This window comes from Caballeronia eucalypticola (assembly GCF_047608185.1).
Taxonomy (GTDB): domain Bacteria; phylum Pseudomonadota; class Gammaproteobacteria; order Burkholderiales; family Burkholderiaceae; genus Caballeronia.
Map to the genome: position 1 here is coordinate 1 of NZ_JBLKRU010000092.1, position 13,028 is coordinate 13,028.

General features: G+C 60.3%; 10 protein-coding genes. 5 read left to right on the plus strand and 5 right to left on the minus strand.

The genetic code is table 11. The annotated features are described in order from the left end of the window. Positions 1-738: IS66 family transposase (locus ACMX25_RS40065; RefSeq protein WP_414953521.1), on the plus strand; the 738-nt coding region annotated here is incomplete at its 5' end. A gap of 262 nt (positions 739-1,000) precedes the next feature. On the opposite strand, the gene fahA is transcribed toward ACMX25_RS40065, so the two are convergent. Genes fahA through ACMX25_RS40090 form a run of 5 tightly spaced genes read right to left on the minus strand, consistent with a single transcriptional unit; the run spans position 1,001 to position 6,540 of the window. Continuing rightward, positions 1,001-2,326, minus strand: coding sequence for a fumarylacetoacetase (gene fahA / locus ACMX25_RS40070; RefSeq protein WP_414955348.1), 1,326 nt, complete (start codon positions 2,324-2,326; stop codon positions 1,001-1,003). Further along, the gene (gene hmgA / locus ACMX25_RS40075) at positions 2,323-3,675 is read right to left on the minus strand and encodes a homogentisate 1,2-dioxygenase (protein ID WP_414955349.1); all 1,353 of its coding nucleotides are present in this window, start codon (positions 3,673-3,675) and stop codon (positions 2,323-2,325) included. The genes fahA and hmgA overlap by 4 nt, the downstream gene beginning before the upstream one ends. A gap of 22 nt (positions 3,676-3,697) precedes the next feature. Continuing rightward, positions 3,698-3,886: a DUF2783 domain-containing protein gene (locus ACMX25_RS40080; protein ID WP_414955350.1), complete on the minus strand. Its 189-nt coding sequence runs from the start codon at positions 3,884-3,886 to the stop codon at positions 3,698-3,700. Positions 3,887-3,897: 11 nt separating this feature from the next. Next, the gene (locus ACMX25_RS40085; RefSeq protein WP_414955351.1) at positions 3,898-5,565 is read right to left on the minus strand and encodes an FAD-dependent oxidoreductase; all 1,668 of its coding nucleotides are present in this window, start codon (positions 5,563-5,565) and stop codon (positions 3,898-3,900) included. An 18-nt stretch (positions 5,566-5,583) separates the two neighbouring features. After that, a complete protein-coding gene (locus ACMX25_RS40090; protein ID WP_414955352.1) occupies positions 5,584-6,540 on the minus strand; it encodes an MBL fold metallo-hydrolase in 957 nt (318 codons plus the stop codon). Between the two features lie 186 nt (positions 6,541-6,726). Here ACMX25_RS40090 and ACMX25_RS40095 point away from each other — a divergent pair, with 186 nt between their 5' ends. The 4 genes from ACMX25_RS40095 (at position 6,727) to ACMX25_RS40110 (ending at position 12,138) form a co-directional block, all read left to right on the plus strand. Further along, on the plus strand, positions 6,727-7,554 hold the full coding sequence (locus ACMX25_RS40095; RefSeq protein WP_414955353.1) for an EAL domain-containing protein: 828 nt from the start codon (positions 6,727-6,729) through the stop codon (positions 7,552-7,554). A gap of 502 nt (positions 7,555-8,056) precedes the next feature. Next, complete coding sequence (gene dalD / locus ACMX25_RS40100) at positions 8,057-9,448, plus strand: D-arabinitol 4-dehydrogenase (protein ID WP_414955354.1); 1,392 nt, start codon at positions 8,057-8,059, stop codon at positions 9,446-9,448. A 121-nt stretch (positions 9,449-9,569) separates the two neighbouring features. Continuing rightward, positions 9,570-11,051 (plus strand): xylulokinase, encoded by a 1,482-nt coding sequence (gene xylB / locus ACMX25_RS40105; protein ID WP_414955355.1) that lies wholly within the window; start codon positions 9,570-9,572, stop codon positions 11,049-11,051. Between the two features lie 139 nt (positions 11,052-11,190). Continuing rightward, a complete protein-coding gene (locus ACMX25_RS40110; RefSeq protein ID WP_414955356.1) occupies positions 11,191-12,138 on the plus strand; it encodes a sugar-binding transcriptional regulator in 948 nt (315 codons plus the stop codon). Positions 12,139-13,028 lie beyond the last annotated feature (890 nt).

Consider the following 13,028-nt stretch of genomic DNA (forward strand, 5'->3'; position numbering starts at 1 on the left):
GGCATGCGCGTGGGACCTATCCTGCACTGGCTGCACACGGCCTCGACCCAGGCGCTGACGTGGTATGGCTCGCACCGCACGCGTGGCCGCGAAGCACTGGACAGCTTCGGCATCCTGCCCTTATTTACCGGGGTCGCGGTGCACGACGGCTGGGTGCCTTACACCTACTACGACTGCGAGCATGCGTTATGCAACGCGCATCATATGCGTGAGTTGATCGGGGTATGGGAATCCACCCAGCAGCCCTGGGCCGAACACATGCTCAAGCTGCTGCGCCAGGCCAAGCGCGAGGTCGATCACAGCATCGCCAGCGGCCATACGAGCTTGAACCACACGCGCACAAACCACTATCAGCGACGCAGCCGCGCCTTGATCAAGCAAGGCCGTAAGCTTAACCCGCAGCAGGCTCGTGACCCGACGCGTCAAGATGTGCGCGGCAGAATCAAACAAAGCGAAGCCTACAATCTGTTGGGCCGGCTCGAGCGTCATGCCAAGCAAGTGTGGCGCTTTATCGCCGACCATCGCGTCCCATTTGACAATAACCAAGCCGAACGCGATATCAGAATGCCCAAGCTCAAACAAAAGGTGTCGGGGTGCTTCCGCACCGCGCGCGGACTTCAGGCGTTTTGCATCATCCGATCGTATCTGGCTACCCTGCGCAAACAACGTCGCCCGCTCATGGCCGCGCTCGCTCTCAGCTTCGCTGGACACGTTCCCTCGCCTTTAGCTGCTGACTAGTTACCTTTGGACAAAGAAATGACGCGCCGCCACGCGCAGTGGCTAATAGTGATAAAGAAATCAGCTAACACTAAACGCGCGAAGACCTGAAAAGCAGCAACCCGGCAATGAACCAGACCGCTAACACAGGAACCTGGCACCTCGGCATTGACCCCGACCGCTAACCTCGGAACCTAGCCCCCGGCATTGACCCCGACCGCTAACCCCGGAACCTAACAACCCGGCATTGACCCCGCCCCCTATCCCCATAACCGCCCCTCCCTCACCCTCCCTCCCCACGCGCAGCCAACACCACCCCTCGGCATTCGCCGAACCCCACCCGATACCCCTCACCCTGACACCATCCGGTGAGTGTCAATTCATCGCCATCCTCAATAAACCTGCGATCGCCGCCACCCTCCAACGCAATCGGCCGCTGTCCGTTCCACGTCATCTCAAGCAGACTTCCGCATGAATCCGGCGTCGGCCCGCTGATCGTGCCTGAACCCATCAAGTCACCCACACGCGTGTTGCAACCCGCCACCGTGTGATGCGCAAGTTGCTGCGCCATCGACCAGTACATCAGCTTGAAATTCGTCCGCGAAAGCTTTGTCGCCGACTCGGCCAGCACAGGCCGCAGATGCACTTCAAGTTCGATATCGAAGGCATGATTGCCAGCATGGCGCAGATACGGAAGCGGTTCAGGCTCCTGCTTCGGCGTGGCAGTACGAAACGGTTCAAGTGCATCGAGCGTAACGATCCACGGCGAGATCGTGGTCGCAAAACCCTTCGCGTTGAACGGCCCGAGCGGCACGTATTCCCACTGCTGGATATCGCGCGCGCTCCAGTCGTTGAGCAACACCATGCCGAAGATATGCGACTCCGCATCTTCACAATCAATAGGCTCGCCCAGCGCATTTCCCGCGCCGATAACAAACCCCATCTCCAGCTCGATATCCAGCTTCCGGCACGCGCTGAACACCGGCCGCTCGGCATCAGGCAACTTGATCTGGCCGCTCGGCCGGCGCACCGGCGTGCCGCTCACGATCACCGATGAAGCACGCCCGTTGTACCCAATCGGCATCTCCGACCAGTTCGGCAGCAGCGCGTTCTTCGGATCGCGGAACATGGAACCCACATTGGTCGCGTGCTCCTTCGATGAATAAAAGTCCGTGTACCCGGGGATATCGATAGGCAGATGCAGCGTGGCACTCGCCCGCGGCACAAGCGCGCGCGAGCGTAACGCGGGATCGTTTTTCAGCGTGCCGCAACCGGCTGCGAGCAGCCCGCTCACCTGGACGCGAACGCTTCTCCATGCATCGCGTCCCAACGCGATAAACGGATTCAACGTGCGCTGCGCAAACACGGCGTCGCCTTCGATCACCCCCGCGCGATGCACAACGGCAAGGTCGAGAATCCAGTCGCCGATCGCCACGCCCGCGCGCGGCAGCGGGTTGACTTCATCGGTGAAAATACCGAACGGCAGGTTCTGGATCGGGAAATCGCTCAAGCGATCGTTCGCGGATTCGATCCAGCTTTTAAGCGATGGAGCCCGCGTCGCTTCAAGCGCTTCGTGCGCATCCTGGTTAGGGCCGGCTGAAAAACTCATCGTTGCTCCGGGTTGAAATGTTTGGTCAATCCCTGCCAGCACTCGTAGTAATGTGCCTGCAATTGCGCAGTTTCTAGCGCGAAGCGAGTCGGCTTGATCAGCGTGCGAGTCTCGAACATGAACGCCATCGTGTCGCCCACCTTCAACGGTGTCGATGTATCCGCGTTCGATGCCTTCTCGAAGGTCTGCGCGTCCGGCCCATGTCCCGACATGCAGTTATGCAGGCTCGATCCGCCGGGCATGAACCCTTCGGATTTCGCGTCGTAGACGCCATGCACGAGACCCATGAACTCACTCGCGACGTTTCGATGAAACCACGGCGGCCGGAACGTATCCTCATTCGCGAGCCAGCGCGGCGGGAAAATCACGAAGTCGATGGCATCCACTCCCGGCGTATCCGTCTGCGATTGCAGCACAAGAAAAATCGACGGATCAGGATGATCGAAGCTGATCGAACCAATGGTGTTGAACAGGCGCAGGTCGTATTTGTACGGTGCATAGTTGCCGTGCCACGCGACCACGTCGAGCGGCGAATGGCCAATGTCCGCGCGCCACAACACGCCGTTCATCTTCGCGACGAGTTCGAACGCGCCTTCGCGGTCCTCGTAGGCCGCGTGCGGCGTGAGGAAATCGCGCGGGTTCGCGAGACCATTCGAGCCAATAGGCCCAAGGTCCGGCAACCTCAACAAAGCGCCGAAGTTCTCGCAGATATAGCCACGCGCGGCGCCGTCCGGCAACGCAACGGAAAAGCGCACGCCGCGCGGAATGACCGCTATTTCGAAGGGTTCTATATCGAGCCGGCCGAGTTCCGACGCAATCGATAAACGTCCTTCCTGTGGCACGATCAGCAATTCGCCGTCGGCACTATAGAAGAACCGATCATGCATGGAACGGTTCGCGGCGTAAAGATGGATCGCGCAGCCTTGCATGGATTCGGCGGCGCCGTTGCCGGCCATCGTCACCCATCCATCGATGAAATCCGTGGGCGCATCGGGCATGGGCAACGGGTCCCAACGCAACTGATTCGGCGGCGTGGGCGGCACCTCGGCGAAATTCGCCACGAGCTTCGCGCGCAGGTTTTCACCTTCGATTTGCGTGAACGGCTGATGCACTGCCGCCGGCCGTATCCGATACAACCACGAGCGCCGGTTATGCCCGCGCGGCGCGGTGAACGCAGTGCCCGAAAGCTGCTCGGCATAGAGCCCATAGTTCACACGCTGCGGTGAATTGCGGCCGAGCGGCAGCGCGCCGGGCAACGCCTCGGTGGCGAAGTCGGCGGCAAAGCCCGATTGATAATGGCGGCTGGTTTCGGTGTGACTCGTGAATGCGCCAGGCGATTCTGGTTTCATGGGCTTGTCCTTTTCTACAGTTTCATACGCCGCTTCGCGCCATCGACATCGCTTCGCGCAGCACATCCATATCGCCGATCTGGTTCGATAACAGCAGGATCAACTTGGCGTTCACGAGTTGGCTTTCGTCATTGCCGAGGTCGCGATGCATATCGATCAGCGCTTCATAGAACGCATCGGGATCGGCGAGACGCAAGGTGGTATCGAGCATGGCGGACCTCATCACGCGGGCTGGGTTTCGTTCAGGGCGCAGGTCGCGCGGACGAGTGCCTGGCGAACGGCTTGGGGTTCTAACGAACGGGCGCGCATAGCAACATGCTGATCCGGGCGCAGCAAATAGAATGTGCCGGGCAGTGCATCGAATCGTTGGGTCAGGAGACCCTTCACGTCTTCCAGTATTTCGATGCCATCGCGCGGTTTGACATCGGAACCCCACGGTACGATCAGAATCAGCTTCAGTTGTGGACGCAAATCTTGCAACGCCGCTAACGCATCCATGGACTCACCAAACAGCAAGCCCGCGAAAGACCCGCCCACGCGCGGCAGGAACCACGCGTTCTGGCCGGCAAAAACCACGGGCGCATCCGCCGCCACCGCGCCGAGCACAAGCGCGCAATCGAAAGCATCGCGATCCGGCGTGCTCAACGGCGAATCATGCAGCACCGACGCCGTCGATAACCGCCCGCTGTTCACTATCCGCCGCGCAAACGCGCAATCTTTTGCGAGCCGCAAAGCGGCGTCGCGAAACACACGCGATACATCGCTCTTCGGCGTGATGAAATCGGTTGAACGGGTGGAGTGGCGAATGTTTTCATCGGCGGCGGCTTCGCGCTCGCTCGCATAGGAGTCGAGCAAGGCATCGCGCGCATCGCCGTCGATCACCAGTTTTAGTTTCCACGCAAGATTGTCCGCGTCCTGCACGCCGCTATTCGCGCCGCGTGCGCCAAACGGCGATACGCCGTGCGCCGAATCGCCCGCGAACAGCACACGCCCGTGACGAAACTTGTCCATGCGCTGGCATCGGAACGTATAGACGCTCACCCATTCCAGTTCGAATTCAACGCCGGGTCCGAGCAACGCGCGCACGCGCGGAATCACACGCTCCGGCGTTTTCTCCGCGATAGGGTCAGCATCCCAGCCCAACTGGAAATCGATACGCCACACGTTGTCCGGTTGCCGATGCAGCAACACCGATTGATTCGGATGAAACGGCGGATCGAACCAGAACCAGCGCTCGGTCGGGAAGTCGGCTTTCATCCGTACATCGGCAATCAGGAAACGATCCTTGAAAGTGCGGCCGTGCGTATCGAGATGCATGAGCGCGCGCACCGGGCTACGCGCGCCGTCGGCGGCGACTACGTAACGCGCGCGCAGCATGTACGGACCGTCAGGCGTGTCGATCTGCAGCGAAACGTATTCATCGGACTGCGTAATACCTGTGACCTTGTTATGCCAGCGGGCATCGAGCAAAGGCAGCTCACGCGTCCGCTCAGCCAGATACCCTTCGACGTAATACTGCTGCAAGTTGATGAACGCAGGCCGCGCGTGATCCGCTTCGGGCAGCAAATCGAACGCGTACAGCAGGTCGTTTTGCATGAACACCTTGCCCACGTTCCAACTCACGCCCTTCGCGACCATCGGTTCGCCGCAGCCCAATCGATCGAAAATTTCGAGCGACCGTTTCGCAAAGCAAATGGCGCGCGATCCCGACGACAACGTGTGGTCATCGTCGAGCAGCACAACCGGGGTGCCCTGCTGCGCGAGGTCGATCGCCGTCGCGAGACCCACCGGCCCCGCGCCGATCACAACGACCGGATGCAGCGGCGCGCCACCGTCCTGATCCGATGAGCGCCGATACTCGAACGTCAGCGTCTGAAAGTTCGTATCCATGATCGATGTCGTCGCCAATCAGCTTTCGAGCGTCGCCCACATTTCCTTGTCGCGCTGCGCAGTCCAGATGCGCGGATCGCGATATTGCGTGGCTTCGTCGAAGGCGCGCGTGACGTCGAACGGCATGCAGTGGTCGAAGATGACCCAATCGCCGAACTTCGGTTTGAGCGCGGCGTACGTGAGCTTGTAGATCTCGTTCAGGTCCTTGCCGGCGGCGGCGCCCAGCTTCACCTGATTGAACAGTTCACTCACGAAAGCCCGCGTTCCCGCGATACCTTCCGCGACTTGTCGCGGCGTCTTTAGCGCCGCGCCGCGACCCGGCACGAGCTTCTCGGGATTGAATGCCGCGAGCGCGTCGAGCGTGGCCGGCCAGTCCTGGTAATAGGCATCGCCGCAATAAGGCGTCGCGCCGTATTCGACCAGGTCGCCCGACAGCATCACCTTGTCTTGCGGCAGCCACAACACCGTGTCGCCTTTGGTGTGGCCCCGGCCGAGTTGCATGATCTTCACTTCGAGCTTGCCCAACCACAACGTCATCTCGCCCTTGAAGGTGAGCGTCGGCCACGTCAGCCCCGGCACCGATTCCACGGCATTGAACAGCCGCGGAAACCGTTCGATCTCACTCTTCATGTCCTGCTCGCCGCGCTCAACGATCAGGTCGTAAGTGTCCTGGCTCGCGATGATCTCCTGCGCGCCATACGCCGACGCGCCGAGCACCCGCACCGCGTGATAGTGCGTGAGCAGGATGTATTTGATGGGTTTGTCAGTGACTTCACGAATCCGGCGAATCACGTCCTGCGCCATGACCGGCGTGGCTTGCGTATCGGCGACGAGCACCGCGTCGTCCCCAATCACAATGCCCGTATTCGGATCGCCCTCTGCCGTGTAGGCATAAGCGTGCTCGGAGAGGCGCTCGAATGTCACCTTCTTTTCCGTCAAGTCCGCCTGCGATGCAAATTTCTTCTCGCCAGCCATAAGAGTCTCCTGAGGGTTTGCTTTTCAATTACGCATAGTAAAACGAATTACGATAGGTGAAATTACTGTTAACCCTAGTTATATCCCGCGAGTTGGTTTCGCCTCATATGAATATGTGGATTTTGTGCAAGGCGTCATGCGCGGCACTGCTACCATCGACGTTACACCTCTCAAACCGTCCACTTGATGATTGCCCCATCCGTCCAGCAACTCGTTTCCCGCGCCTCGGACTACCCGTTTCCCGGCGCGCGCATTGTCATGGGCGAAGGGGCGAGCGCGGGTACGGCCATCGCGTTTTACGAAGGGTTTTGTCTGGCGAGCGCGTACGAGCCTATCTTCGATGTCACCACGCGCGGCTTGCCGCAATCGCTGACGGCATCGGTGGAAAGTGCTGAGCGATTCGGCGATGAACTCGGATTCCAGGCACTGACGCTCACCGGCGATGGCGCCTCGTTCGATCCATTCGCGCAACTCGACGACGACCCGAAGCTGGTCGAACTTGACCGGCTCTCTCGCGCGTTGCACGCGTTTAATTTCTTTGGCGCGCAACGGCCCGGTCTGCTGTTCCTGCGCGTTCACGAGCGTCTGCTAAAGAGCGTGAAATACGATCACGGCAAGCACTTCTCTTCGGTATTGATCGAGTTCGGGTTGAACCCGGCGCGGATCGTGATTGAGTTGCCGTCGGCGGCGGTGGCGCACCGGACCTTCCTTGGGTATCTCGTGAAGAGTTATCAGAAGTACGGATTCAAGGTCGCGGGAAATTTGCCCAATGCCGGACAGATCATGTCGGTCTCTGACATGGCGCGGCTGGATTTCATCAAGATGGATGCGGGGATGGCACTGCGGGATTCTGTGGTGAAACCGTTGGTGGGCTATGCGCATCGGCTGAAGATTCCGCTCATATTCAGCCATGTTGGAGACGAAGCGCAATTCGAAGCGCTTCAACAATTCGATGTGAGTTTTGTGCAGGGCGCCGCGTTCGAAGCGCATGCGATCGGGCCGGCGGGACGGTAGGAGCGTTCGCACTTTCCAACCGCGTGCGCCCACCCGGACAAACAAAAATCACCGGGCGGCGAGCCCGCCATCACAACGCCCGAGATCATCGCGGCAGCGTCACTCAGCGAAAACAAAATCAGCGTGGCCGCATCGTCCGGCTCAACAAATCTCCCCAGAGGAATGCCCTTCAACGCCGGATCGGGTGCCGCGGGTTTCCTCCATGCCTTGATTGCCGGTTAGCCCCACCACTACTAGTGACTCAGCATTTGTGCACCGCAATAGCTTTCAGATCGCGGCGTCACGTCCACGTCGTCACTAACAAATCCACGCAAAAACACAAACGGAAATGCTGCGCAGTGCCTTGACTTTCATCGAATCGAATACGATCATTCGCTCACAGAACGAGCAAATGATCGACGCAACACGGATTTGGCTCTGCGCCACCCGCGTTTCGGCGACGACGAGACACAGCACAGCGCCCGGCACCGCATGAGGCGCATCCAGATCAGAGGAAGACGACATGACTACCGAAAGCCACGCAGCCGCCGACGTGATCCTGCACATCGGCGCGGGTTCTTTTCATCGTGCGCATCAGGCGTGGTATCTGCACAAGCTGATCGAATCCGGCGACACCCGCTGGTCGCTCACGGTCGGTAATATCCGCGGCGACATGAATCCCGTGCTGGAAGCACTAGCCGCCCAAAACGGCACCTACACGCTGGAAACCGTCACGCCGCAGGGCGAGCGGGCGTATGAAACCATCCGCTCGATCACGAAGGTCGTGCCGTGGGCCGCGGACCTGAACGCGCTGGTGGCGGCGGGCGCTGCGCCCGAATGCAAGATCGTGTCGTTCACGGTGACCGAAGGCGGTTATTACCTCGATGAACACCATAAACTCGACACAGCAAATCCGGATCTGGCCGCCGACCTGAAAGGCGCCCGCACGACAATCTATGGCGCGCTCGCCGCCATTCTCGACGCCCGCATGAAGCAGAATGCCGGCAAGGTGACGCTGCAAAACTGCGACAACCTGCGCAGCAACGGTGATCGCTTTAAAGCCGGCATGCTCGAATTCCTGCAATTGCGCGGCGAGACTGCGCTGCGCGACTGGATGATCGCCAATACGGTGTGCCCGAACGCGATGGTCGACCGCATCACGCCGCGGCCCACGCCCGATGTCCGCGAGCGCGTGCTCGCCGCCACCGGTTTCGACGATAAAGCCCCCGTCATGGGCGAAGCGTTTATCCAGTGGGTGATCGAGGACGAATTTATTGCGGGGCGGCCGGCATGGGAGAACGTCGGCGCGGAAATGGTGCACTCCGTGCTGCCGTATGAAGAGGCCAAGATCCGCATCCTCAACGCGACGCATAGTTGTATCGCGTGGGCGGGAACGCTGGTCGGGCATCAATACATTCACGAAGGCACGCAAGACGCCGATATCCGCAAGTTCGCCGAAGCCTACGTCACCGAAGACGTGATCCCGTGCCTGTCGCCGAGTCCTATCGATTTGGCCAAGTACCGCGATGTCGTGCTCGACCGCTTCGTCAATCCGTATATCCAGGACACGAATCAACGCGTGGCCGCCGATGGCTTCTCCAAGATCCCGGGGTTTATCGCGCCGACCTTGCGTGAATGTTTTGCGCGCCACGTCGATCCGAACGCCACGGCCATGTTGCCTGCGCTGTTCTTCCGCTTTCTCGAACGCTGGCACGAAGGCAAGTTGCCGTACGCGTACCAGGATGGCGTGATGGACCCCGCCACGGCGCACGCTTTCTTCGAAGCCGACGATCCGGTGAAGGCGTTCGTCGCCGATAAACTGCTCTGGGGCAGCCTCGCGCAAAGTGCCGACCTGGAGCGCGTGCTGCGCGCGGCGCTGGTCCGCGTCGACGAATGGCTCGCCAAGCGGGCCTGATCTGCTCAATCAACTTCTTCCTGCCCGTCCGGTGTTATTGCCAATGGCGTAACACCGGCAGCGGCGCTACATTAGCGCCTCCGGTTTCCCGCGGCTTTTAGCCTTCATCAAGGGTTCGTCCATGTATTTAGGCATCGATCTCGGCACCTCCGAAGTAAAAGTTCTCCTGCTCGCGAGCGACGGCACCGTCGTCGGCACGGCGGGCACACCGTTCACCGTATCGCGCCCCAAACCGCGCTGGTCCGAGCAAAATCCGCTCGACTGGTGGGACGGCACGCGCGCCGCGCTCTTCGCTCTACGCGACAAATTCCCGCAAGAGTTCGCGCAGGTGCGTGGCATCGGTTTGTCGGGACAGATGCACGGCGCGGTGCTGCTCGACTCAGAGGATCGCGTGCTGCGGCCGGCGATCCTTTGGAACGACATGCGCAGCGACAAGGAATGCGACGAGCTGACCAAGCGTGCGTCGGAGTTGCACCAGATCGCCGGCAATCTCGCGATGCCTGGTTTCACCGCACCGAAGTTGCTGTGGGTGCAGCACAACGAGCCGGACATTTTCAATCGGACGGCGTGCGTGTTGTTGCCGAAGGATTATTTGCGGCTGCATCTCACGGGGACGAAAGTATCCGATCCGTCCGATGCCGCCGGCACGTTGTGGCTCGATGTCGCGCGCCGCGACTGGTCGGATGAACTGCTCGCCGCGTGCAACATGACGCGCGCCCAGATGCCGGCGCTGGCCGAAGGCAGCGAGCCGTCGGGCACATTGTTGCCCGAGTTGGCCCGCGAACTTGGTTTGCGCGATGGCGTGATCGTCGCGGCCGGCGGTGGCGACAATGCGGCAAGCGCGGTGGGTATAGGCGCAACGGAACCGGGCGATGGCTTCCTCTCGCTCGGGACGTCGGGCGTGCTGTGCGTGGTTGGCGATCGCTTCCGGCCGAATCCATCGTCGGCGGTGCATGCGTTTTGTCACGCCATTCCCGATCGCTGGCATCAGATGAGCGTGGTGTTATCGGCTGCGAGCTGCCTGCGCTGGGTCTGCAAACTCACTTCCACCGATGAACCCACGCTGCTCGCTGAAATTGCCGCGCTTGATCCTGCGGCATTGGAAATTGCGCCGCTCTTCCTGCCGTATCTCAGTGGCGAGCGCACGCCGCATAACGACCCGTACGCGCAAGGCGTGTTCTTCGGCATGACGCACGCAACTGATCGCGCGTTGCTTGGTTATGCCGTGCTCGAAGGCGTGACGCTCGCGCTGACCGATGGCCTCGATGCATTGCAAGCCGCCGGCACGGAAGTACACGCGCTGTCGCTGCTCGGCGGTGGTGCGCGCAGCAAATACTGGGGCCAGTTATTAGCCGATGCCCTCAACACCCGCACGCGCACGCATGGCGGGGGCGAGACGGGCGCGGCGCTTGGCGCGGCGCGGCTTGGCTGGCTGGCCGCGGGTGGCGATCCGGCCGTGGTGCTTGCCAAGCCGCCTGTGAAGGATGAGTTCGTCCCGAACGCGGAACGCCATGCGATCCTGCGGCAGCGGCTGAAGGGATTCCGCGAGTTGTATCAGCACGTGCGGCCGTTATTTGATCCGGCGCGTCCGCGGCTCGCGTGATGGTTTGCATGATGACTTAAACGGCGCTGGCGAGTTTTTGCCCTCCGGCGCCGAGCGTGCACAATGTCGACCTTTCGCGTGTCTTTATGGCGCGCGATTCTCTTTGTATCGACACGAACGACCCAGACATCGACCCACCGTGCCCAAGTCCAACGAAAAACTCGATCTCGCCACCCGCGCCGCGTGGCTGTATTACGTCGCCGGTAATACGCAGAATGAAATAGCGGAGAAGCTGCAGATCTCGCGGCCCGTCGCGCAGCGGCTGGTTGCGTTCGCGGTGGAAAAGAACCTGATTCGCGTGCGCGTGGATCACCGGATTGCCGATTGCCTTGCGCTGGCCGCGAAGTTATCGAAGCGATACGGCTTGTCGATGTGCGAAGTCGTGCCTATCGATGGCGATTCGCCTGAGCAAGTGGACCGCAAGCTGGCGGTCGCGGGTGCGCAAGTGATGGAGCGTTATCTCACCGATGAAAAACCGCTGGTGATCTCGATTAGCACCGGGCGAACGCTGAAGGCCGTGGTCGCGCAAATCGGGCAGCTGGAGCGTCCGCAGCATCGCTTGGTGTCGATGGTGGGCGCTATCGCCCAGGACGGCTCTTCGAACCGCTACGACGTCGCGCAGCACCTTTCCGAGAAGACCGGTGGCAAGCATTTCATGTTGCCTGCGCCGTTAATGGCCGATAGTCGCGCGGAGCGGGAGCAGTGGTGCAATCACCGGTTGTATCGGATTGTGGATGCGTTGTCCGGGAACGCCGATGTCGCGTTTATCGGGATCGGCAATATTGGGATCAATTGTCCGCTGCATGAGGACGGGTTTATTACGACCGCCGAAGTGGAAGAGATGATGCAGGCTGGGGCGGTGGCTGAGTTGCTCGGTTTGCCAATTGATGCGCAGGGTGTGCGCGTGGTGTCGACTACCGGTGAGCGTGTGACGAGTTTGCGATTGGATGCTCCGCCGAAGCGGCCGACTATTGGGTTTGCCGGCGGGTTGAGGAAACGTGAGGCGGTGATCGCTGCGTTGCAGGGGAAATGGCTTTCCGGGCTCGTGACCGATGAGTTGTGCGCGCAGGCCGCGCTGGACGCTTGAAGGTGGCCGGGGTGAGGGGTGAGTGTGGTGGGTTCTGCGTTAACGGTCGGGGTCAGTGCCGGGTCGCACGGGTTCTGTGTTAGCGGTTTGGTTCATTGCCGGGTTGCTGCTTTTCAAGTCTTCGCGCGTTTAGTGTTGGATGTTTTCTTTATCACTATTAGCCACTGCGCGTGGCGGCGCGTCATTTCTTGGTCCAAAGCGACAAAGAAACGAAGCAAAGAAAACGCTTTCACCTCTCTAAAAATTAAGTGTCCACAGCGTGCGGTTTTGATTCATGGGTACCCCAAAAGCACGGTGCTCGCAAGAGCCACGGATGTGTGAACCCCTCCTTCTCACGAATCCTGACATTAACACGCTTCGCCCCGTACGCTCTCGGGCAAGGACCAGTGGCAAGGAAACCCGCACCGCCTCACGCGTATTTGCCGCTGTGGTGCTTCGCAGGTTAGCTACGAGTTTGCATTCTTATTTGCCGGGTTATGCCTTATGCGTTCTGCAGATCCATTTCTTGGTGGTTTAAAGGATGGTTCGGCATGCGTACAAATTCGGTGATTGGTTTTCCGCGGATAGCGCGAGATGCTTCTTGGGCAGGTTCAGTCGCTAGTGCTAGCCCGAGAGCGTACGGGGCGAAGCGTTTTACTGTCAGGATTCGCGAGAAGGAGGGGTTCAAACATCTTAAGCTCTGGCGAGCACCGTGCTTTTGGGGCACCAATGAATCAAAACTGCACGCTGTGGACACTTAGTCTTACTGTGTCACAAAGTTAATTTGACATTCCCACAGCAGGGACAGCGCGGAAGCCTGCCGGTGATCGCGCGGGCGATGAGTACTCGCAGCGTCGAAATCGAGTCAGGCACGTGGCGCTGGACCCGTCCGGCTGCCGCGAGGGAGGTAA